Source organism: Kluyvera intermedia (assembly GCF_034424175.1).
Classification (GTDB): domain Bacteria; phylum Pseudomonadota; class Gammaproteobacteria; order Enterobacterales; family Enterobacteriaceae; genus Kluyvera; species Kluyvera intermedia.
In genome coordinates, this window is sequence record NZ_CP139986.1 from 461553 (window position 1) to 482455 (window position 20903).

The 20903-nt window shown below is 55.1% G+C and carries 20 protein-coding genes; 12 read left to right on the top strand and 8 right to left on the bottom strand.

The features are described 5' to 3' along the window. Positions 1-179: 179 nt before the first annotated feature. The 3 genes from nirD to tsgA all read right to left on the bottom strand — a co-directional run bounded on the left by nirD (position 180) and on the right by tsgA (position 5095). A complete protein-coding gene (gene nirD, locus U0026_RS02090) occupies positions 180-506 on the bottom strand; it encodes a nitrite reductase small subunit NirD (protein WP_062775686.1) in 327 nt (108 codons plus the stop codon). Then, on the bottom strand, positions 503-3046 hold the full coding sequence (gene nirB, locus U0026_RS02095) for a nitrite reductase large subunit NirB (protein WP_062775687.1): 2544 nt from the start codon (positions 3044-3046) through the stop codon (positions 503-505). The genes nirD and nirB overlap by 4 nt, the downstream gene beginning before the upstream one ends. An 867-nt stretch (positions 3047-3913) precedes the next feature. Continuing rightward, positions 3914-5095 carry an MFS transporter TsgA gene (tsgA, locus tag U0026_RS02100; protein ID WP_062775689.1) on the bottom strand — a complete coding sequence of 394 codons (1182 nt, stop codon included), beginning with the start codon at positions 5093-5095 and terminating at the stop codon, positions 3914-3916. A 277-nt stretch (positions 5096-5372) separates the two neighbouring features. Between tsgA and ppiA the strand changes: the two genes are divergently transcribed. The 3 genes from ppiA to argD all read left to right on the top strand — a co-directional run bounded on the left by ppiA (position 5373) and on the right by argD (position 7907). Further along, the gene (gene ppiA, locus U0026_RS02105) at positions 5373-5945 is read left to right on the top strand and encodes a peptidylprolyl isomerase A (RefSeq protein WP_062775690.1); all 573 of its coding nucleotides are present in this window, start codon (positions 5373-5375) and stop codon (positions 5943-5945) included. A gap of 96 nt (positions 5946-6041) precedes the next feature. Next, positions 6042-6605: an aminodeoxychorismate synthase component 2 gene (gene pabA / locus U0026_RS02110; protein ID WP_062775692.1), complete on the top strand. Its 564-nt coding sequence runs from the start codon at positions 6042-6044 to the stop codon at positions 6603-6605. A gap of 84 nt (positions 6606-6689) precedes the next feature. Next, positions 6690-7907, top strand: coding sequence for a bifunctional acetylornithine/succinyldiaminopimelate transaminase (gene argD, locus U0026_RS02115; protein ID WP_062775694.1), 1218 nt, complete (start codon positions 6690-6692; stop codon positions 7905-7907). Here argD and U0026_RS02120 read toward each other — a convergent pair. Continuing rightward, positions 7900-9975 (bottom strand): YccS/YhfK family putative transporter, encoded by a 2076-nt coding sequence (locus U0026_RS02120; protein ID WP_062775741.1) that lies wholly within the window; start codon positions 9973-9975, stop codon positions 7900-7902. The two genes, argD and U0026_RS02120, sit on opposite strands and share 8 nt — an antisense overlap. A gap of 52 nt (positions 9976-10027) precedes the next feature. Then, positions 10028-10660, bottom strand: a complete 633-nt coding sequence (gene crp, locus U0026_RS02125; RefSeq protein ID WP_039332728.1) for a cAMP-activated global transcriptional regulator CRP — start codon at positions 10658-10660, stop codon at positions 10028-10030. A gap of 304 nt (positions 10661-10964) precedes the next feature. On the opposite strand from crp, the gene U0026_RS02130 reads away from it, so the two are divergent. Further along, entirely contained in the window at positions 10965-11369 is a 405-nt protein-coding gene (locus U0026_RS02130; protein ID WP_062775696.1) for an OsmC family protein, read from the top strand. 59 nt (positions 11370-11428) lie between these two features. Here U0026_RS02130 and U0026_RS02135 read toward each other — a convergent pair whose 3' ends face one another. From U0026_RS02135 to U0026_RS02145, 3 genes are read right to left on the bottom strand one after another with little or no spacing between them, the layout of a single operon-like run. Continuing rightward, positions 11429-12292 (bottom strand): phosphoribulokinase, encoded by an 864-nt coding sequence (locus tag U0026_RS02135; protein WP_062775697.1) that lies wholly within the window; start codon positions 12290-12292, stop codon positions 11429-11431. 57 nt (positions 12293-12349) lie between these two features. Continuing rightward, complete coding sequence (locus tag U0026_RS02140) at positions 12350-12568, bottom strand: YheU family protein (RefSeq protein WP_062775699.1); 219 nt, start codon at positions 12566-12568, stop codon at positions 12350-12352. Continuing rightward, a complete protein-coding gene (locus tag U0026_RS02145) occupies positions 12565-13587 on the bottom strand; it encodes a hydrolase (protein ID WP_062775700.1) in 1023 nt (340 codons plus the stop codon). The genes U0026_RS02140 and U0026_RS02145 overlap by 4 nt, the downstream gene beginning before the upstream one ends. A 248-nt stretch (positions 13588-13835) precedes the next feature. On the opposite strand from U0026_RS02145, the gene mdcA reads away from it, so the two are divergent. The 8 genes from mdcA (at position 13836) to mdcH (ending at position 20885) form a co-directional block, all read left to right on the top strand. Then, the gene (mdcA, locus tag U0026_RS02150; RefSeq protein WP_062775702.1) at positions 13836-15491 is read left to right on the top strand and encodes a malonate decarboxylase subunit alpha; all 1656 of its coding nucleotides are present in this window, start codon (positions 13836-13838) and stop codon (positions 15489-15491) included. Then, a complete protein-coding gene (locus tag U0026_RS02155; RefSeq protein ID WP_062775703.1) occupies positions 15491-16348 on the top strand; it encodes a triphosphoribosyl-dephospho-CoA synthase in 858 nt (285 codons plus the stop codon). Before mdcA ends, U0026_RS02155 begins: the two co-directional genes overlap by 1 nt. A 9-nt stretch (positions 16349-16357) precedes the next feature. Continuing rightward, on the top strand, positions 16358-16657 hold the full coding sequence (gene mdcC, locus U0026_RS02160) for a malonate decarboxylase acyl carrier protein (RefSeq protein WP_062775705.1): 300 nt from the start codon (positions 16358-16360) through the stop codon (positions 16655-16657). Beyond that, positions 16650-17483, top strand: coding sequence for a biotin-independent malonate decarboxylase subunit beta (locus tag U0026_RS02165; RefSeq protein WP_062775706.1), 834 nt, complete (start codon positions 16650-16652; stop codon positions 17481-17483). The genes mdcC and U0026_RS02165 overlap by 8 nt, the downstream gene beginning before the upstream one ends. Next, entirely contained in the window at positions 17483-18283 is an 801-nt protein-coding gene (gene mdcE / locus U0026_RS02170; protein ID WP_062775708.1) for a biotin-independent malonate decarboxylase subunit gamma, read from the top strand. Before U0026_RS02165 ends, mdcE begins: the two co-directional genes overlap by 1 nt. A 124-nt stretch (positions 18284-18407) precedes the next feature. Continuing rightward, the gene (locus U0026_RS02175) at positions 18408-19367 is read left to right on the top strand and encodes an AEC family transporter (RefSeq protein WP_062775710.1); all 960 of its coding nucleotides are present in this window, start codon (positions 18408-18410) and stop codon (positions 19365-19367) included. Positions 19368-19370: 3 nt separating this feature from the next. Further along, positions 19371-19988 (top strand): malonate decarboxylase holo-ACP synthase, encoded by a 618-nt coding sequence (locus U0026_RS02180; protein WP_062775712.1) that lies wholly within the window; start codon positions 19371-19373, stop codon positions 19986-19988. Then, the gene (mdcH, locus tag U0026_RS02185) at positions 19989-20885 is read left to right on the top strand and encodes a malonate decarboxylase subunit epsilon (RefSeq protein ID WP_062775714.1); all 897 of its coding nucleotides are present in this window, start codon (positions 19989-19991) and stop codon (positions 20883-20885) included. It abuts the gene before it with no gap. Positions 20886-20903 lie beyond the last annotated feature (18 nt).

Genomic DNA, 20903 nt, shown 5'->3' on the forward strand with positions numbered 1-20903 from the left:
GCTGTTACCCCTTTAAGGTCATAAGTTTTAGCTATTACTTATATACACTTCATCTTTCAAGCTGCCTCGGCGTTGGCTGCGCTCGCTCACCCCAGTCACGTACTTATGTACGCTCCGGGGATTAGCTCCCTTGCCGCCTTGATGCAACTTGAATGATTTTGTGTATATAGCAAAAATGATCAGGCTTTTAACTGCACCTGGCCATCTTTAACGCGAACATCATAATGGGCGACGGAATGGCTTTCGTCTTCCATGCACAGGCCGTCACTCAAACGGAAACGCTGTTTTTTCAACGGACTGGCAACCCATAGTTCGCCCTGGTGTTCAGCAATCAGGCCACGAGACAGTACGCTCGACTCGAAGAACGGGTCGATGTTGCTGATGGCGAACACCTGGTTGTCGGCGTATGGGCGGAAGAGGGCAACCTGTTTGTCGCCCAGCAGTGCGCAGACACCTGTTGCAGGCAGGATGGCGTCAATCTTGCAGATATTTATCCACTGGCTCATGCGTTTTCCTCCACCAGAGTAACCGGAATGCGTTCATACGGTGTCGCCGGACGATGCTGAGCACGCTCGGAGACCACCTGGACATTCGGGTCACGCTGTTCGCTGTTGATAAAGTGTTTGAAACGAACCTGCGCTGCGGGATCGTTAACGGTTTCAGTCCATTCACAGGCAAAGGCTTCACGCAGACGGGCGATCTCTTCTTCCAGATGCTGATTCAGGCCCAGCTTGTCGTCGATGATCACTGAACGCAGATAGTCGATCCCGCCTTCCAGGTTATCCAGCCACGGCGCGGTACGCGTCAGTTTATCGGCGGTACGGATGTAGAACATCATGAAGCGGTCGAGGTACTTGATAAGCGTATCGCGGTCGAGGTCAGCCGCCAGCAGATCCGCGTGGCGCGGTTTCATGCCGCCGTTGCCGCAGACGTACAGGTTCCAGCCTTTCTCGGTGGCGATGATGCCCACGTCTTTACCCTGAGCTTCCGCACATTCGCGAGTACAGCCAGAGACGCCAAACTTCATCTTATGCGGCGTACGAATGCCCTTGTAGCGGTTTTCCAGCTCAACGCCGAAGCCTACGCTGTCGCCGACGCCATAACGGCACCACGTGCTGCCTACGCAGGTTTTTGCCATACGCAGCGCTTTAGCGTAGGCATGACCGGTTTCGAAGCCCGCTTCAATCAGCTGACGCCAGATTTCTGGCAGGTCATCTTTTTGTGCACCGAACAGGCCGATACGCTGAGAACCGGTGATTTTGGTGTACAGATTAAATTCGCTGGCGATACGGCCGACGGCAACCAGGCCTTCCGGGGTGATTTCACCACCCGCAGAGCGCGGGATGACGGAATAAGTCCCGTCTTTCTGGATGTTAGCCAGGAAGTTATCGTTGGTATCCTGCAGCGGTGTGTGCTGCGGCTTGAGGATGAACTCGTTCCAGCAAGAGGCCAGCAGGGAACCGACGGTCGGTTTACACACTTCACAGCCGTAGCCTTTACCGTATTTTGCCAGCAGTTCGTCGAAGGTTTTGATGCCTTCTACGCGGATCAGGTGGTAGAGCTCCTGACGGGTAAACGCAAAGTGTTCACACAGGCTGTGGTTGACTTCGATGCCTTGTTTCGCCAATTCGGCATTGAGCACCTGAGTGACCAGCGGGATACAGCCGCCGCAGCCGGTACCGGCTTTGGTTTCTGCTTTCAGCGCGGCGACGGTGTGGCAACCTTTGTTGATAGCGGCGATCAGTGCGCCTTTGGTGACGTCAAAGCACGAACAAATCTGTGCGCTGTCCGGCAGTTTATCGACGCCGATAGAGGGCTTACCGCCGCTCGCATGGGCAGGCAGGATCAGCGCGTCTGGGTTTTCCGGCAATTCAATGGTGTTCAGCGCCAATTGCAGTAGGTTGCCGAAGTCGCTGGTGTCACCCACCAGTACCGCGCCAAGCAGCGTTTTATTGTCCGGGCTGACGATAAGACGTTTGTAGACCTCTTTGTTTTCGTCGAGGTAAACGTAGCTGCGTGCGCCCGGCGTACGGCCGTGTGCATCGCCAATACCACCGACGTCTACGCCCAGCAGTTTCAGCTTGGCGCTCATGTCCGCACCCTGGAAGCTGTTTTCGTTACCGAGGATATGGTCAACGGCAACCTGCGCCATTTTATAGCCTGGTGCGACCAGGCCGTAAACGCGGTTTTTCCAGCTGGCGCATTCGCCGATAGCGTAGATATCCGGGTCAGAGGTCTGGCAGCTGTCGTTGATCATGATGCCGCCGCGCTGACCGACTTCCAGACCACATTGGGTGGCCAGTTTGTCGCGTGGGCGAATACCGGTGGAGAAGACGATAAAATCGACTTCCAGCTGGCTGCCGTCGGCGAAACGCATGGTTTTACGCGCTTCTTCGCCTTCCTGCACGATCTCTTTGGTGTTCTTATTGGTGTGAACTTTCACACCCATGCTTTCGATTTTGCGTTTGAGCTGTTCGCCGCCCATCTGATCGAGCTGTTCAGCCATCAGCATTGGGGCAAATTCGATAACGTGCGTTTCGACGCCGAGGTTTTTCAGCGCGCCTGCGGCTTCGAGGCCGAGCAGACCACCGCCGACTACCGCACCGCGTTTGCTACGGCGGGCGCAGGATTCAATGGCGTTCAGATCTTCAATGGTACGGTAAACGAAGCAATCTTGAGTTTCAGACCCTTTGATCGGTGGGATCCACGGGTAAGATCCGGTCGCCATGATCAGTTTGTCATAAAAGACGGTACGGCCAGCGCTGGAGTGGATCACCTTTTCTTTACGGTTGATGGTGATAGCGCGTTCGCCGACCAGAACTTTGACACCGTGCTTCTCGTAGAAACCTTCACGGACCAGCGACAGTTCTTCTGCCGTGTGGTGAGAGAAGTAAGAAGAAAGGTGGACGCGGTCGTAGGCGATGCGGGGTTCTTCACAGAAGACGGTAATATCAAGCTGGCTTGCGTCGGTTTTATCGAGAATGTCCTCGATGAAACGGTGGCCGACCATGCCATTACCGATAATTGCGAGTCTGACTTTGCTCATTTTTGCCTCGATTTCTATTCTAATACTGCCTACCTTAACGATTCAGCTATTGGGATTATTGATTCAAATCAATTCAGCCTTTACCTACCACTTAATGAGTAGTGTGATGATTTTTAAGTGGTTTTGTAAGTTGCGGAAAATACTCAACTTTATGGGGTGGGTGTTTTTTGAGCGAAAAGTGTGAAAAATCGGCAGGGGTGGGAGGGGGTTTTTTGTTGGGGTGGAGTGGGGTTCCGTCCACCCGAAGTTGGGCAGAACATGTCGCTTCATCACCTGTGAACGGGTTAAGGGGGGCGGCCGCGCCCCCCTTAACAATCCCCGCGGCCCCGCAAGGAAATCGGTGCTTCGCACTGCGCTCGCCTCCGAACTCCAGCCTGCGGCACGGCGAAACTCGACGTCCCTGTCTCGCTTCGCCTCAGTCCGCCATCCAGGCGGACTGACCTTGTCTTCCATTCTCCGACTCGCCGATTTCAGCGGGGACTCACCGGTTTCAGAACGATTGGTAAATTAAAGGCGGACTGACTGATTTAAGAGAGATTGTTTTTAGCTTTTATCTAAAAGACTGCTCGGGCTTGAGTGGCGTCTAAATCGCCGAAGCGTTCCCTGTAGGCCGGGGCAGCCCACATGGATGTGGGCTGAGGGCGTGGTTTACATGGATGTAAACTCGCGCCCGACCCGAAGCCGGAAGGGATAAGCTGAGGGAACCGCGCAGCGGCGATTTTGCCGCCAGAGCCTGGGGGTGCAGGGGGCGGCGGCGATTGGCCGCCCCTTGCGTGCTCCCTGCGCCCGCGCGTTGTATATGGCGAGATCTTTAAGGGAGCGCAACAGGGTGACTAATCCAAAAATTTCACCCTCAAGCCAGAAAGATTAGTGAGAAGCTCCCACCGCATGCTGACGATGACGACTAACAAACCCAAGCACCAGACACATCACAAACACCACCGCATAAAGCGCATTAGAAGTCGTCAATGCCGCCAGCGGCCCGCTGCTCGCCACAATCGGCCCAGTCACAACAAACGTCAGCATCGTGCCGATGGTGCCGCAGGTCAGCACAAAGTTAACCAGTTTGGGTGAGGCGATTTTGGTCTGCAAAGAACCCAACGTAATAATTGAGGTGTAGATAGCGCTGGAGAAAAAGCCCAGCGTCAGGATAAACCAGGCCAGATGCTGCGGCTCGCCGTGGTTAAACAGATACATCATCACCGTCGCAATCCCCGCCAGCACCGTCAGAATGCGTTGCAGATCGAAGAAACGCAGAATGAAGCTAAACGCCCACATGCCGAACATATAAGACATCCAGAAATCGCTGACCAGTTTACCGGCATCGTTCAGGCTCATACCCAGACCCTTGGCATACTCTGGAACCCACGAAATAAAGCCCAGTTGACCGAGGATGTAGCACAGCGCGGCAACGGACAGGAACAGCACGCCGATACCCCATTTCTCCTTCGCCACCGGCTGGTCTTCCTGCTGCGCTTTTTTGCCCAGCACCGGGAAGTCACAACCGAAGGTCAAAACAAAGATAGCCACGTAGATCAGGCCAATACACGCGTAAACCCAGTACCACTCAATGGTACGCGCCAGCAGCCAGGCGGCCAGCATCGGGAAGATCATCCCGGCCATGCTGAAGAAGGAGTCGGTGAACAGCAGACGCGCGCCGCGCTGACGACCTTCATACATATGGGTAATCAGGAACGTACCGATGGACATGGTGATACCGCTGACCAGACCCAGCACGAACATCGCCGCGGAGAACAGCGCCAGGCTGTGGCTGGTCATCAGCCCGGCGACCGCCAGCAACATCAGAATAAAGCCAAAACGCAGCTGCGTTTTCAGTGGGACAATTTCCATCAGCCAGGCATTCAGGAAAATCGAGATCAGGATCCCAGCGTTCAGGAAGGTAAAGGTGTTACTCATGCTGGAAACCGGCAGATTAAAATAATCGGCAATATTTCCCATCACCATCCCGGTGACAATTACCAACGCACCGGTAAGGGCGTAGGAGAAGAAGCTGATCCATGTGAGCTTGATACGGTTGCTGTTAGTCATGACTGGCCTGTGAATAGTTGTGTAAAGCGCGTTGACTCTGCGCTGAGCAGGCAGATTTTATTCACTGTAGTGATGTATTCATAGTTTTATTACGCAAACGATGACGTATTACACTTTTCTATGTGATCCAGATCACAAAAATAAATGCATCGATTCTTAGCTTGATCATTATGAACGTTACATACATGTAAACTTTGGTAAAGCACTGGCCTGAGGGGCTAAGCCTCTTTAGAATCAAGCCACTTGCTTCCCTACTGCACTCGTTAAAGGATTTCTCATGCTCAAATCAACTCTGGCGGCCGTGGCGGCTGTTTTCGCTCTTTCCGCGATGGCTCCTGCAGCTTTAGCAGCAACCAATGACCCGCATGTTCTGCTGACCACGTCGGCTGGCAACATCGAGCTGCAGCTGGATAGCCAGAAAGCGCCCGTTTCTGTTGAAAACTTCCTGAAGTATGTCAACAGTGGTTTCTATAACAACACCACGTTCCACCGTGTGATCCCGGGCTTTATGGTTCAGGGCGGCGGCTTTAACGAGCAGATGCAGCAGAAGCAACCAAATCCACCGATTAAAAACGAAGCCGATAACGGCCTGCGTAATACCCGTGGCACTATCGCGATGGCGCGTACCGCCGATAAAGACAGCGCAACCAGCCAGTTCTTTATCAACGTGGCCGACAATGCTTTCTTAGATCACGGCCAGCGTGATTTTGGCTATGCCGTATTCGGCAAAGTGGTTAAGGGGATGGATGTGGCAGACAAAATTTCCCAGGTGCAGAGCCATAACGTAGGGCCGTACCAGAATGTGCCGTCCAAGCCTATCGTTATCCTGTCAGCAAAAGTCTTACCGTAAGCTTTGTGGGGCGGCGTTGTGCATGAGGCTGCCGCCCTTATCGCTAAAGCAGTAAGCACCCGGTAGAATGGCGGCAGATAAACGACCGGAGCCGCCATGATCCTGCTGATTGATAACTACGATTCCTTTACCTGGAACCTCTACCAGTATTTTTGTGAGCTGGGGGCCAGCGTAACGGTCAGACGTAACGATGACATCACCCTCGATGATATCGCTCAGCTCGCACCGGACAAAATCGTTATCTCCCCCGGCCCCTGCACGCCAGATGACGCCGGTATCTCCCTTGATGTGATTCGCCACTATGCGGGAAAAGTACCGCTGCTCGGTGTTTGCTTAGGCCATCAGGCCATCGCGCAGGCATTTGGGGCGCGTATCGTTCGTGCGGCGAAAGTGATGCACGGGAAAACCTCACCGATTACCCACCAGCAGCAGGGCGTGTTTCGGGGTTTGAATAACCCGCTAACCGTCACTCGCTACCATTCTTTGTTGATTGACCCTGATACGTTAGCCGATTGTTTTGAGGTAACCGCACGTAGTGAGGCGGGGGAAATTATGGGGATTCGTCACCGACAGTGGGATTTGGAAGGCGTGCAGTTCCACCCGGAGAGTATCCTTAGCGAGCAAGGGCACGAACTACTGGCAAACTTTCTCAACCGATAGTCGTTGCTATCAAGTGATTTTTTATGCATATTTTATGGATATAATTTCACAACTATCGCGACATCGTTTGAAGAAGGGCATGACATGGAAACCAAACAACCTGCAATCACCCGCGCGACCTTCGATCAGGTCATTTTGCCCATTTATGCACCGGCAGAGTTTATCCCGGTCAAAGGCAAAGGGAGTCGCGTGTGGGATCAGCAAGGCAAAGAGTACATCGATTTTGCCGGCGGCATCGCGGTCACGGCATTGGGGCACTGTCATCCGGCGTTGGTTGAGGCGCTGAAAAGTCAGGGTGAAACGCTGTGGCATACCAGCAACGTCTTTACCAACGAGCCTGCGCTGCGTCTGGGGCAGAAGTTAGTGGATGCCACCTTTGCCGAGCGCGTGGTGTTTATGAACTCCGGTACAGAAGCGAACGAAACCGCCTTTAAACTGGCGCGTTACTATGCCTCGACTCGTCATAGCCCTTACAAAACAAAAATTATCGCCTTCCATAATGCCTTCCATGGACGTTCGCTGTTTACCGTCTCCGTGGGCGGTCAGCCGAAGTATTCCGATGGATTTGGTCCGAAACCAGCCGATATTATCCATGTGCCGTTTAACGACCTGCATGCGGTAGAAGCGGTGATGGACGACCATACCTGCGCGATAGTTGTCGAGCCGATTCAGGGTGAAGGTGGCGTACTGGCGGCAACTCCGGAGTTCCTGCAAGGCCTGCGCGCGTTGTGTGATAAGCATCAGGCGCTGCTGGTCTTTGATGAAGTGCAGAGCGGTATGGGCCGCACCGGTTCGTTGTTTGCCTACATGCACTATGGCGTGACGCCGGACATTCTGACCAGCGCCAAAGCGCTGGGCGGCGGTTTCCCGGTCAGTGCGGTGCTGACCACCGAAGATATTGCCAATGCGTTCCACGTCGGTTCACACGGCTCAACCTATGGCGGTAACCCGCTGGCCTGCGCCGTCGCCGGTGCGGCATTCGATATTATCAACACGCCAGAAGTGCTGAACGGCGTCAATGCGAAACGTGAACGGTTTGTGCAGCATTTGCAGCAGATTAATTCGAAGTACGATCTGTTCAGCGATGTACGCGGGATGGGCCTGTTGATTGGTGCTGAGTTGAACGCGAAGTACAAAGGGCGCGCGCGTGATTTCCTCTACGCGGCGGCAGACGTCGGTGTAATGGTACTGAATGCCGGCCCGGACGTGATGCGCTTTGCGCCATCGCTGGTGGTGGAAGAAGTGGATATTGACGAAGGGATGCAGCGCTTCTCGCAGGCCGTGGCGAAAATCGTTAGCTAGCTCGTCGCTTTAACCAGCCGCCATGACGTGGGCGCTGACGCCAGGCCACCGATGAGATGGTGTGCATGGTGTTCAGATGCCCCAGAATACGCTGGAGATGCTGTTCCATGGTGCTTAACGCCCCATGGGACAGCGCGTCCGGCGACTCCATAATGTTCACCTCGCCGCCACTGCCCGCCTCATCATACTCCAGACGCTGCTGACAGCGTTGTAGGGCAATTTCGCACGACTCCAGATACTGTTGCGCCAGATTCGGCGTCAGCATGGTGTGCTCGCGCGCAAGCGTCGTCATCGCGTTGATATGCTCGACGATAAACTGACTGTGGGTGACCCACAGTTTCATGTCTTCCAGATAACGCGGGTTAAAGCCCGGCTCCTGCATGGCCTGATTAAGGGTGTTGAACAGCGTATTGTGGGCCTGGTTTACGCGCATGCGCTGATACGCAAGCTTAGGGGCCTGTGGGTCTGGGCTTAGGATCAGACGAATGGCTTCCTGATCGGCCTCCAGCGCTGCCTGGGCACTTTGTCGCAGTTGACCGCTTTGCCATTGTGGCCACAGCCAGAGCATACCGCCGAAGGCAATCAGGCAGCCGATGATGGTGTCGATAAAGCGGGCAACGATAAACTGTTCACCATTTAACGTGAGAATTTGTAGGGTATATACCGCCGTGACGGTAAAACCAACGGTGGCCCAACCATAGCTGCGGCGAATAATCAGGTAGCTGCTGAGTGTGATAACCAGCATCCCGGCAAGCGCTAGCCCTTGTGGTGCGTGGAAGTGCAGGGCGATGGCTGCAATCACCAGACCAGCAAGCGTACCTGCTGCCCGATGGAAAATTCGTACGCGGGTTGCGCCATAGCCGTTTTGCGTTACCAGCAGTACCGTCATCAGGATCCAATACGGTTTTGGCAGATGCAGCGCTGTGCCCATCAGGCTAGCGATACTCAGCATGACGCTTAGCCTGCCCGCGTTGCGCAGGGCGGGGGATTTTAGCGACAGGTAGCTCTTGATTGCCGGGAACAACGGCAGGCGACGTTCTTTATCCGCCATCAGGTCTCGCGGATACAGTGGGCGCTGGGCTCGTAACACTCTGGCGATTCGGCTGAAGTGCCAGGCGCAGAACTGGCCGACCGGATTATCAGGATGTTGGTCAGCGATTTTTTCCAGCGCGCCAATCTGCTTGTCCATGGTGAAACGGCTAGGGTAGCGGTGGTAGAGAATATCATCCGCCAGCACGCGCAAACGTGCGGCGACGGTCTGAGCGTTCCAGCGGATCACTGCTTCCGCGTGGCTACGCTCAACGAGCTTTTGCACCTCTTCCGGCTGGTGCAGGCTAACGGAGATATGCTCCTGTAAATCCAGCCCTACCTGAAAAGCGCGCAGCAGGCGTTTGTAATCGTTGTGCTGGTTCGCCGCCAGCATGTGCAGCTGCTGGTAGCATTGGGAGATTAAATCCACCACCTTTTGCTGACGGTTTAACAGCGGTGGCAGCGCAGTGCTGGGGTCAGTATGCTGAGTCAGCAGGCTGTACTTGGCTTCACAGTAGTCGGCGAGCTGGCGATAGAGCAGGCTCAGCGATTCGCGCAGCGGCTGTTCGCGCCACATCCAGAACCACCACCAGTTAAATAATCCGTACCACAGTGTGCCGAGCGCATAGAGCAGTAGCGGCTGCCAGATAGGCATATTGCCCGCAAGACTGAGGGTGAAAATAGCGGCAATCAGCGAGGCGGGTAGCAGTCGTCCATGTAACGCGCTGATTTCAGCTGTCACCCCAAGTAAAAGGGCGAGCACGGTCAGGATGAGCGGTAGCGGGACCTCTTTTGCCAGTAATAGCTGTACCGCCAGACTGCATCCGGCAAACAGGCAGCCGCCGATAGTCAGACGTTTGAAAAAACGTTTATGCGGGGTATCAAGACCGGCGATATTGCAGCAAGCGGGAACTAACGAGAACAGCAGGCCTTGTTGAAGATGGCCGAAGAGCAGGCCAATGGCGACCGGCAAACATAACACCAGCGTTTGCCGCAGTGCATAGTTGACTTCCGGGTGGTAAATCAGCCTGCGCCACATGAGGGGAAACAAAAACGGCATACTGCGTTAGCACTATGCCGTTTTGGCTGGATCAGCGGGTGCCGTAGACGACAATCGTTTTGCCGTGTGCGGAGATCAGATTTTGATCTTCCAGCATTTTCAGAATACGGCCCACGGTTTCGCGGGAACAACCAACGATCTGACCGATTTCCTGACGGGTGATTTTAATCTGCATACCGTCTGGGTGGGTCATTGCGTCCGGCTGTTTGGCCAGATTCAGCAGGGTCTGGGCGATACGTCCGGTCACGTCCAGGAATGCCAGGTTGCCGACTTTTTCAGAGGTAATCTGCAGACGACGTGCCATTTGCGAAGACAAACGCATCAGGATGTCTGGGTTTACCTGAATCAGCTGACGGAATTTTTTATAAGAGATTTCAGCAACTTCACAAGCGGTTTTTGCCCGTACCCATGCGCTGCGTTCCTGGCCTTCTTCGAACAGGCCTAACTCGCCGATAAAGTCACCCTGGTTGAGGTAAGAGAGGATCATCTCTTTGCCTTCTTCATCCTTGATGAGTACAGCCACTGAGCCTTTGACGATGTAATACAGCGTTTCAGCTTTTTCACCCTGGTGAATCAGCGTGCTCTTCGATGGGTACTTATGAATATGGCAATGAGACAAGAACCATTCGAGAGTCGGGTCTGTTTGCGGTTTGCCAAGCACCATGCGCGGTTATCCTCTGTTATAAGCTCTTCCCAGCGGCAAAAACATTGCAGCCACTGGTTGCAATAGTATCCTTCCCGTTACCTGGGAAGTCGGCTGTCGAATCGTGCCGCAGCCTGTAATGTGATGTCCTCTGCATACATGCAGTACGTTTATGTATTACCGTAGCATCCCGACTGTTTTAGCATAGCTTTCGGCGCGTGTCTCCTGGTGTCTCGCTTCAGCATGACGGCGATCGCCTTCCATTGCGAGAATTGTTATGTACGCGTAATCTGAGAAGAAAATTGCAACCTGGGAGTTAAATAATATGCAAGCGCGTGTGAAATGGATTGAAGGCTTAACCTTCCTCGGTGAGTCCGCTTCAGGCCACCAGATTTTGATGGACGGCAACTCGGGTGATAAAGCCCCAAGCCCGATGGAAGTGGTCCTGATGGCAGCCGGTGGCTGTAGTGCAATTGATGTGGTTTCCATTTTGCAAAAGGGTCGCAATGACGTCACTGATTGCGAAGTGAAACTGACTTCCGAACGTCGTGAAGAGGCGCCGCGCCTGTTCACACATATCAACCTGCACTTCATCGTGACGGGTAAGGATCTTAAAGATGCCGCGGTTGCTCGTGCGGTGTCCCTGTCTGCTGAGAAATACTGCTCGGTTGCGCTGATGCTCGAAAAAGCGGTGAATATCACCCACTCTTATGAAGTGATTGAAGGCTAATTGCATATGACACGTAGCCCGGCCAAGCGCAGCGCCGCCGGGAACGCTGTTAACGCCGTTTAGCTTCTTCCTTCCATCAAACGCTGCACCAGCGGCATCATGATGAGCTCCATCGCCAGCCCGAGCTTGCCGCCGGGAACCACCAGCGTATTCATGTGCGAAATAAACGATCCTTGCAGCATCGCCAGCAGCCACGGGTAATCGATGTTATCAAGATTACGGAAGTGAATGACCACAAAGCTCTCATCGAGCGATGGAATGCTTTTGGCGGCGAAAGGGTTTGAAGTATCGACCGTCGGGACGCGCTGGAAGTTGATATGTGTGCGGGAAAATTGCGGCGTAATGTAGTTGATGTAGTCCTCCATCGAACGCACCACCGAATCCATCACCGCTTCACGCGAGTGCCCGCGCTCGCTGGTGTCGCGGATCATTTTCTGGATCCACTCAAGGTTAACGATAGGCACCACGCCCACCAACAAATCCACATGGCGCGCGACATCATTTTGTGGCGTCACTACGCCGCCGTGTAGCCCTTCATAGAACAAGACATCGGTTGGCTCCTGCAAGGGTTGCCAGGGGGTGAACGTTCCCGGCACCTGATTCCACGGCACGGCTTCATCGTAAGTGTGTAAATACTTGCGCGACTGGCCGCTACCGTTAACACCATAGTCGCGGAAAGTTTGTTCCAGCAGGCCAAAGTCGTTGGCGTCTGGGCCGAAATAGCTGATATGCCGACCGGCATCGCGTGCCTTACGGATTGCCATGTCCATTTCCGGACGGGTATAACGGTGGAAGCTGTCACCTTCAACTTCTGCGGCACGCAGGTTAAGTTGACCAAAAATTTTTCGGAATGCCAGGCTGGTGGTGGTGGTTCCTGCACCGCTGGAGCCGGTCACGGCAATAACTGGGTGTTTGGCAGACATGCGAATAACTCCTGAACAGACTACAGGAAGCCAATTAGCCTCCTGCAATAAGTATAGTTAACCGCGAAATTGGTTACGGGGCATGATGTTGACGGTCTCGTGAAGTTCAGACCAGACCAGCACCGCTTCGCCTGTTTGTAACTGGTGTTTGACGTCGGCGACCTTTTGCGCAAGTGAACGTTCATATTCACCATAATCAGTGCCTTCGCGCAAGACAAAGCTTTCAATCAATCTATCCAGCGTGTCCGGGTCGAGGTCCTGCCAGGGGATCATCATGCCTTCACTCCTAACCAGGTCATCAGCCAGGCGGGGATGCGTTTTTCCAGCCACATTTCCGGGTGGCGGAGGGTGCCACCGATAAATCCGACGTGGCCGCCGTGTTCGGTTAGCTGATACTCAACGTTATCCGGCAGTTCTTCCTGTGCGGGAATAGAGTGATGATCCATAAAGGGATCGTCTTTTGAATGGATAATCAGCGTTGGCTTGGTGATTTTGCTTAACGTCGGCATCGCGCTGCACTGACGATAGTAGTCGATAGCATCGGCAAAACCGTGGATCTTCGAGGTGATCGAATCATCGAACTCACGGATCCGGCGCATGCTTTTTAGCTGGCGCAGATCCACCGGCAGCGAGCCGGGATAAGCCTTGAGCTTGCGCGCCGCGTTGCCTTTTAACAGGTTCAGCAGATAGCGTTGATAAACGCGTGAGAAGCCTTTATCCATATGATAGCTACAAGCTTCGAGCATAAACGGTGCCGAGACAATCACCGCCGCGTCTATTGGCACATCATCGCCTTCTTTTGCCAGCAGACAGGCCAGCATGTTACCGCCCAGCGAATAGCCAACCGCCGCGGTTGGTGCTTCACCAAACTCGCGCTTAAGCCACTGCAAGAACCAGGTGCCATCTTCCGTTTCACCGGAGTGATAAATACGGTTCAGGCGGTTGGGTTCACCGCTACAGCCGCGAAAATGCATCACCACACCCAGCCAGCCCTGTTGTCTTGCGGCATTAATCAGACCGTGAGCATAGGGGCTGTGCAGGCTACCTTCCAGACCATGAAACACCACCAGACGCGGTTTATGGCGTGCTGCTTGCGGATCTTCGCTCCAGGCGAGATCGACAAAATCACCGTCCGGCAGTTCCAGGCGCTGCCAGCAGGGCGTGAATTGCAGCTTACGACGGATAAGGCGCGGCAGCATCGTCTGTAAATGACGATTGCTCACGCCGCGCATCGGCACGAAATCCGCGCTGCTTGTAATGTCGATACTGAGATCGTGATGGGTTGTTTCAGTCATAACTCGGCGATGTTCACAAAAATCTGGCGCCTACTATACCGCCACTTTGCCATCGTGTTTATGAAAATGAGGGGTGGGTAGCCCTTTTTATCCCTTTCGGATCTGATCCTCATCACAAATTGTTACTTCAATTATTACTCTCAAGCTAATGATTCACGCCTACGCTTAATTGATGACTTTCTCACCAGAGCGCACACTCTTTCCAGTGTTAAGCAATCAAAATGATTCGCTGAATCAGGAGGTTAATAATGTTATCTGGGCAAACACCAGCACGAGTCTGGAACACCCGCCGCACAGAAAAACAGCGGCGTCTGGCTTCCGTTCCGGTGCAGGGCAAGGTTCTGCCGACCGCAGACCTGACCGCGATGCTGGAATTACTTATCGCGCCGGGTGACCGCGTGGTATTAGAAGGGAATAACCAAAAGCAGGCAGATTTCTTATCTCGCATGCTGGCTGAAGTTAACCCGCAAAAAGTGCACGACCTGCACATGATTATGCCAAGCGTCGGACGCAGCGAGCATCTGGATATCTTCGAAAAAGGTATCGCTCGCAAGCTGGACTTCTCTTTCTCCGGTACCCAAAGCCTGCGTATTTCGCAGCTACTGGAAGATGGTCAGCTGGAAATTGGCGCCATCCACACCTACATCGAACTTTACTCCCGTCTGTATGTTGACCTGTCGCCGAACGTGGCGCTGATTGCCGGTTTCAAAGCCGACCGCAAAGGTAACCTCTACACCGGGGCGAGTACCGAAGATACCCCGGCGCTGGTAGAAGCCGCCGCGTTCCATGACGGTATCGTCATCGCGCAGGTTAACGAACTTGTCGACGATGAATGCGACCTGCCGCGCGTTGATATTCCGGGCTCATGGATTGATTACGTGGTTGTCGCCGATAAGCCGTTCTTCATTGAACCGCTGTTCACCCGTGACCCACGCCTGATCAAACAAGAACATATCCTGATGGCGATGATGGCCATTAAAGGTATCTACGCAGAACACCAGGTCCAGTCGCTCAACCACGGTATCGGCTTTAACACTGCGGCAATCGAGCTGCTGTTGCCGACCTACGGCGAACAGCTGGGTCTGAAAGGCAAAATCTGTAAACACTGGACGCTGAACCCGCATCCAACGCTGATTCCTGCTATCGAAAGCGGCTGGGTTGAAAGCGTGCACTGCTTCGGCGGTGAATTAGGGATGGAAGAGTACATCCGTGCCCGCCCAGACGTGTTCTTCACCGGTGCCGATGGTTCAATGCGTTCTAACCGTGCTTTCTGTCAGCTGGCGGGTCAGTACGCGGTCGATATGTTTATCGGTTCCACTTTGCAGGTTGATGGCTATGCCAACTCCTCAACGGTCACCCGTGGACGCCTGTCCGGTTTCGGCGGCGCACCAAACATGGGCCATGACCCGCACGGCCGTCGTCATGCAACACCCGCATGGCTGAACATGATTACCGAACCTGACCCAATGCAGCGCGGTAAAAAACTGGTTGTTCAGATGGTCGAAACCTTCCAGGCCGGCGTTAAACCGACCTTCGTCGAGAAACTTGATGCGGTTGAAGTCGCCAAAACCTCCGGGATGCCGCTGGCACCGGTGATGATTTATGGCGATGACGTTACCCACGTCCTGACCGAAGAAGGGATCGCTTACCTCTACCGTGCAAAAGATCTTGAAGAGCGCCGGGCGATGGTGGCTGCGGTTGCCGGGATCACCGATATCGGTCTGGGCGTTGATGCGAAACGCGTCGCTGAGCTGCGTCAGAGTGGCAAGGTGGTGTATCCAGAAGATATGGGCATTCGTCGTACCGACGCAACCCGTTCTCTGCTGGCCGCCGGTAGCGTGTCCGATCTCGTTGAATGGTCTGGCGGTCTTTACAACCCACCTGCGAAATTCCGGAGCTGGTAATGAAACTTCTGTCCCCGATTCAGGTTGAAGGCGGTGCCGAATGGCTGGCGCGAACCGCCACGCAGTGTCTGATTGACGAAGCGCGACTAAGCCCGAAACCCGGTCTGGTGGACAGTCGGGGGAATGGCGCGCATCACGACTTGTCGCTTGCGTTAATGGAGCGCTCTGCGCACAGCCTGACCTCTACATTTCAGTCGTTGGCGCAACAAAGCTGGCAGCGTCCAGCGGATATTGCGCTCAGACAAACCATAGGGCGACTCGGTCGCGAAGGCGAGCAACAGATGATGGCGGCCACGGACGGTGTGAACACCCACCGTGGCGCGATTTGGGCACTGGGATTGTTGGTGAGCGCGGTGGCAATGCACGGTGGCACTGTTCATGCGCAGCAGGTCGCGGCGACTGCCGCCGAGCTGGCCAAACTACCGGATGCCGCCGCACCCAAAGTGTTCAGCAAAGGGCTGCGTGCGACGCACCGTTATCAGGTGCCGGGTGCACGTGAAGAGGCACAGCAGGCTTTTCCGCATGTGATGCAACGTGCGCTGCCGCAACTGCGTTTAAGCCGGTTTAACGGCAGCAGTGAAACGCACGCCAGACTCGACGCGCTGATGGCGATCATGACCTCGCTGACCGATACCTGTGTGCTGTCTCGCGCAGGTATGGAAGGGCTGGATGCCATGCAGGACGGTGCCCGTGCGGTGCTGAATGCTGGCGGCAGCGCTCATCCAGCAGGTCAGGCGGCATTGGCGGCACTCGATAGCCATATGCTGGCGCTGAACGCCTCGCCGGGCGGTGCGGCAGATTTACTCGCCGCCACCCTGTTTGTTGACCGCATCGATTCGCCGTATTTAAAGCATTAAGAGGATGTTATGGAACACATTACGTTAACCGTACCGGCCAGCCGCACCTTAAGCGGTAAAGCGCTGGCAGGCGTTGTGGGCTCCGGGGATATGGAGGTGTTATTCACCGCCGACCAGAGCCAGACGTTAACCATTGATATCACCACTTCTGTCGATAACAGCCGTAGTCGCTGGGAAGCGTTGTTGAACCGTCTGCAAACGGTCAGCAGCCTGCCTGCGGGAAAACTGACGATCCACGACTTTGGCGCAACCCCAGGTGTTGCACGTATTCGTATCGAACAGGTATTTGAAGAGGTGAGCCATGCGTGATGACAGCAGTTTTATCGAATTAAAAGCACGCCAGCGTGCCCACGCGCTGCTTGATGAAGGCAGCTACCGCGAACTGCTCGACCCGTTTGACGGCGTGATGTCGCCTTGGCTTGGCGCGCAGGGCATCGTTCCGCAGTCTGATGACGGCATGGTCGTTGCTAAAGGCACCATCAACGGCAAACCGGCCGTGGTGGTGGCGATTGAAGGTGCATTCCAGGGTGGCAGCATGGGCGAAGTGTCCGGTGCCAAAATGGCAGCGGCGCTGGAGTTGGCGGCGGAAGATAACCGCAACGGCATCCCAACTCAGGCTGTCCTGAGCCTGGAAACCGGCGGCGTGCGTTTGCAGGAGGCCAACCTTGGCCTGGCGGCGATTGCCGATATTCATGCGGCTATTGTTGACCTGCGTCGTTACACCCCGGTAGTCGGCATTGTCGCCGGTACCGTGGGCTGCTTTGGCGGGATGTCTATCGCTGCGGCACTGTGTAGCTACCTGATTGTGACCCGTGAAGCGCGTCTGGGGCTAAATGGCCCGCAGGTTATCGAACAGGAAGCGGGGATTGAAGAGTATGACTCCCGTGACCGTCCGTTTATCTGGAGCATGACCGGTGGTGAAATTCGCTACCAAAGCGGGCTGGTGGAAGCGCTGGTCGGCGATGGCGTGAACGCCGTGAAAGCGGCAATGAACGACGCGCTGGCAAAAGGCGTACCGGCAAAACACCGCACCGATAACTATGACTGGTATCTCGACCGTTTAACGAATTTCGACACCCGTAAACAGGCCGATACCGAACAGATTCATACGCTTTTCGCCCGGGAGGTGAAATGATGAGTAACTCAATAAGCCGTGGCGAATTATGGCTGGAAAACCTCGTACCGAACGCTAAACGTATTGCCGGGCTGTGCCCGTCCGTACAGGCCGCTGATGGTGAACTGAACGGTGAAACGGTGCGCTTTATTGCCGTTGTCCCGGATGCCAATAACCATTACCCACGCGCCGCTGGCGGTGAAGTCGGTCTGCTGGAAGGCTGGACACTGGCGAAAGTGGTGAGCGAAACCATCGCAGCCGACGCCAATAACGCGGTGAAACGTCCGATTGTGGCGGTGATTGATGTGCCAAGCCAGGCATACGGTCGTCGTGAAGAAGGCTTCGGTATTCACCAGGCGCTGGCCGGTGCTGCGGCGGCGTATGCCAATGCACGTCTGGCGGGCCACCCGGTCATTGGACTGATTGTCGGTAAAGCCATGTCCGGTGCCTTCCTGGCACACGGTTACCAGGCAAACCGTCTGATTGCGTTCAACGACAAAGGTGTGCTGATTCATGCGATGGGTAAAGAATCCGCCGCGCGTATCACGCTGCGTACCGTTGAAGCACTGGAAAAACTGGCGGCAACCATTCCGCCAATGGCGTACGACATCAGCAACTACGCCACGCTGGGGCTACTGGAAAATCTGCTGGATATCAGCAACCCAGATGCGCCATCTGCAAACGATCTGACGCAGGTTAAAAACACCCTGCAACAGGCCATCAATGACGCTCGTCAGGATCCAACGCTGAAAAGTCGTCTGGGCGCTGACAATCGCCGCAGCTCTGCCCTCGTACGCGAACGTATGCGAGCAAGCTGGTAAGTAAAAAGAGACCTGCCAGATGTAAGACTCCGCGGGCGCAGACGTTGCGCCCGCGTGGGTCACTGCATCTGAAAAATAATAATCATCGCGTCAGTGCTACTTTTTTTTATATTACAGGTGAATTATGACTTACGTAATTGTTCATGCTCTTGCTCCGATTTTCGTCATCATGCTACTAGGATTCTGGGCCGGGAAGGCCAAAATGGTGGACAACAAAAACGTCTCCCTACTCAATATCTTCGTGATGGACTTTGCTTTACCCGCTGCGCTGTTTAGCGCGACGGTACAAACCCCATGGGCAGGTATTGTTGCGCAGTCGCCGCTGATTGTGGTGCTGACGTTGGCGATGTGGATTACCTATGCCGCTATCTACTTTATGGCGACCAAAGTCTTCAAAAAATCTCCACAGGATGCGGCCGTGCTGACGCTGACCGTCGCGCTGCCGAACTACGCGGCGCTAGGCCTGCCGATTCTGGGCAGCGTGCTGGGTGAAACATCATCCACTTCGCTCTCTGTGGCGGTGTCCATTGCCTGCGGTTCCGTACTGATGACGCCGTTCTGCTTACTGATTCTGGAACGCGAAAAAGCGCGCGCTGAAGGCGGTAATTCTGGTTCCACGCTGTCAATGCTGCCGGTGCTGATGTGGCGTTCTATCAAGAAACCTATTGTGATGGGTCCGCTGCTGGGGGTTATTCTCTCGGCTATCGGCATCAAAATGCCGGAACTGGTACTGGCGGCCATTAAACCGCTGGGCCTGTCTGCAACCGCCGCCGCGCTGTTCCTGACCGGGGTTATCTTGTCTGCACGTAAACTGCAGATCAACACCGTGGTGATTTCCTCCACCATCGCCAAGCTGCTGATTCAGCCTGCGATTGCCTGGGGTATCGTGCTTATCTTCGGTCTGCATGGTTCCGTGGCGATTACCGCTATTTTGATGATTGCGCTGTCTGCCGGTTTCTTCGGCGTGGTGTTCGGTAACCGCTTTGGTGTTCAGTCACCCGATGCAGAAGCCGTACTGCTATTAAGCTCAGTACTGAGTATCCTGTCGCTGCCGCTGTTTATCTCGCTGACTTCAGGAATGTAAATTATGACCTCAACATTACGCCCACACGACCTTATCTGGCTCAATGCGCGTGACGCGCTGGAAGGAATTGCTGAATCCTGGGTGGATAGCGTCTGGCATACCAGCCTACCGGTGGTTGTGCGGCGTGATGTTGACGAGGCGGGGCGTATCCCCGTCGGTGTGCGCGGCATGAAGCGCTGTCAGCGGGCGGCGGGTTGGGTGAACCCTGATGCCGTCACCCGCGTTTGCGCGCCGGAGTCGCTGGTTTACCCGCAGGCGCTGCTGCGTTCACCGTTTATCTCTCAGCCACCGGTTCAGGTGGCTTTGTTGCTGTCACAGCAAGCGTGGCCGTGGATATGGGGTATTACCGGTAGCACCGGTTATGCGCTGGCGACCGGGATCCCGGTGATTCATGCCAGTAGCGATTTGGATTTGCTGATCCGTGCCCCGCAGGCGCTATCACGCGAGGTGCTGGAAAAATGGCAGCAACAGCTCACGGACGGTCTGTGCCGTGCGGACACTCAGGTAGAAACGCCGTATGGCGCGTTTGCCCTAAACGAATGGCTGCGCGACGGCAGGGCACTGTTAAAAACATCGCAGGGGCCGCGGTTGGTGAGCGACCCGTGGAGCAGGGAGGAGTAAATGAAAATTCTGTTCACCTTTCCGGGACAGGGAACCCAGCATCCAGGGATGCTGCATAAACTGCCGGGAAGCGAATTAGCACAAGCACGTGAGGTGCTGGGTGCCGAAGCCGATACGCTGGATTCCCCTGACGCATTGCAACACACCCGGGCGGTACAGTTAGCGCTGTTGATTGCCGGGGTTGCCTGGGCGCGCGAACTGGAACGTCGCGGCGTTTCGCCAGATATTGTGAGCGGGCTGTCGATTGGTGCATATCCGGCAGCGGTGGTGGCCGGGGCGCTCGACTTTACCGACGCGCTTAAACTGGTGGCGTTGCGCGGTGATTTGATGGAGCAGGCCTATCCACATGGCTACGGCCTGACGGCGATCATGGGGCTGACGTTATCGCAGGTGGAATCGCTGGTAGCGGGTAGCGGAACGTATATCGCCAACCTCAATGCCGAAACGCAGATTGTGATTGCCGGGGCTGATGAGGCAATGGCTGGAGTGGCAAAACAGGCGTTGGAGAAAGGGGCGAGCAAAGCGCATCGTCTGGCGGTTAGCGTACCGTCACACTGCGAACTCCTGGCAGAACCTGCACAAAAACTGGCAGAGGCGTTTAGCCAGGTGACGCTTTCGCGTCCTCGCTACGCTTATCTCAGCGGCAGCACTGGACGCGTGCTGTGGCAACCGGAGCGCATTGCTGACGATTTGGCCATGAATATGGCGCGCACCGTGCGCTGGCAGGAGGCGGTGGTCTCCGCTAATGAACGTGAAGCCCGGCTGGCGATTGAAATGCCACCCGGCGGTGTGCTGACCTGCCTGACGCGTCAGGCGGCGTGGGAAGGAGAGTCAATTTCGCTCGAACGCAGCGGCGTGGACGTTGCTGTACATCTGGCGAAACGGCTGCGTGCATAGTGGTATTGCCCGATGGCG

Coding starts and splice junctions, on each gene's coding strand:
- ppiA (WP_062775690.1), top strand. CDS start 5,373: ATGCTCAAATCAACTCTGGCGGCCGTGGCGGCTGTTTTCGCTCTTTCC.
- mdcC (WP_062775705.1), top strand. CDS start 16,358: ATGGAACACATTACGTTAACCGTACCGGCCAGCCGCACCTTAAGCGGT.
- crp (WP_039332728.1), bottom strand. CDS start 10,660: ATGGTGCTTGGCAAACCGCAAACAGACCCGACTCTCGAATGGTTCTTG.
- U0026_RS02130 (WP_062775696.1), top strand. CDS start 10,965: ATGCAAGCGCGTGTGAAATGGATTGAAGGCTTAACCTTCCTCGGTGAG.
- nirB (WP_062775687.1), bottom strand. CDS start 3,046: ATGAGCAAAGTCAGACTCGCAATTATCGGTAATGGCATGGTCGGCCAC.
- pabA (WP_062775692.1), top strand. CDS start 6,042: ATGATCCTGCTGATTGATAACTACGATTCCTTTACCTGGAACCTCTAC.
- mdcA (WP_062775702.1), top strand. CDS start 13,836: ATGTTATCTGGGCAAACACCAGCACGAGTCTGGAACACCCGCCGCACA.
- U0026_RS02165 (WP_062775706.1), top strand. CDS start 16,650: ATGCGTGATGACAGCAGTTTTATCGAATTAAAAGCACGCCAGCGTGCC.
- tsgA (WP_062775689.1), bottom strand. CDS start 5,095: ATGACTAACAGCAACCGTATCAAGCTCACATGGATCAGCTTCTTCTCC.
- U0026_RS02135 (WP_062775697.1), bottom strand. CDS start 12,292: ATGTCTGCCAAACACCCAGTTATTGCCGTGACCGGCTCCAGCGGTGCA.
- argD (WP_062775694.1), top strand. CDS start 6,690: ATGGAAACCAAACAACCTGCAATCACCCGCGCGACCTTCGATCAGGTC.
- mdcH (WP_062775714.1), top strand. CDS start 19,989: ATGAAAATTCTGTTCACCTTTCCGGGACAGGGAACCCAGCATCCAGGG.
- U0026_RS02120 (WP_062775741.1), bottom strand. CDS start 9,975: ATGTGGCGCAGGCTGATTTACCACCCGGAAGTCAACTATGCACTGCGG.
- mdcE (WP_062775708.1), top strand. CDS start 17,483: ATGAGTAACTCAATAAGCCGTGGCGAATTATGGCTGGAAAACCTCGTA.
- U0026_RS02145 (WP_062775700.1), bottom strand. CDS start 13,587: ATGACTGAAACAACCCATCACGATCTCAGTATCGACATTACAAGCAGC.
- U0026_RS02155 (WP_062775703.1), top strand. CDS start 15,491: ATGAAACTTCTGTCCCCGATTCAGGTTGAAGGCGGTGCCGAATGGCTG.
- nirD (WP_062775686.1), bottom strand. CDS start 506: ATGAGCCAGTGGATAAATATCTGCAAGATTGACGCCATCCTGCCTGCA.
- U0026_RS02180 (WP_062775712.1), top strand. CDS start 19,371: ATGACCTCAACATTACGCCCACACGACCTTATCTGGCTCAATGCGCGT.
- U0026_RS02140 (WP_062775699.1), bottom strand. CDS start 12,568: ATGATGATCCCCTGGCAGGACCTCGACCCGGACACGCTGGATAGATTG.
- U0026_RS02175 (WP_062775710.1), top strand. CDS start 18,408: ATGACTTACGTAATTGTTCATGCTCTTGCTCCGATTTTCGTCATCATG.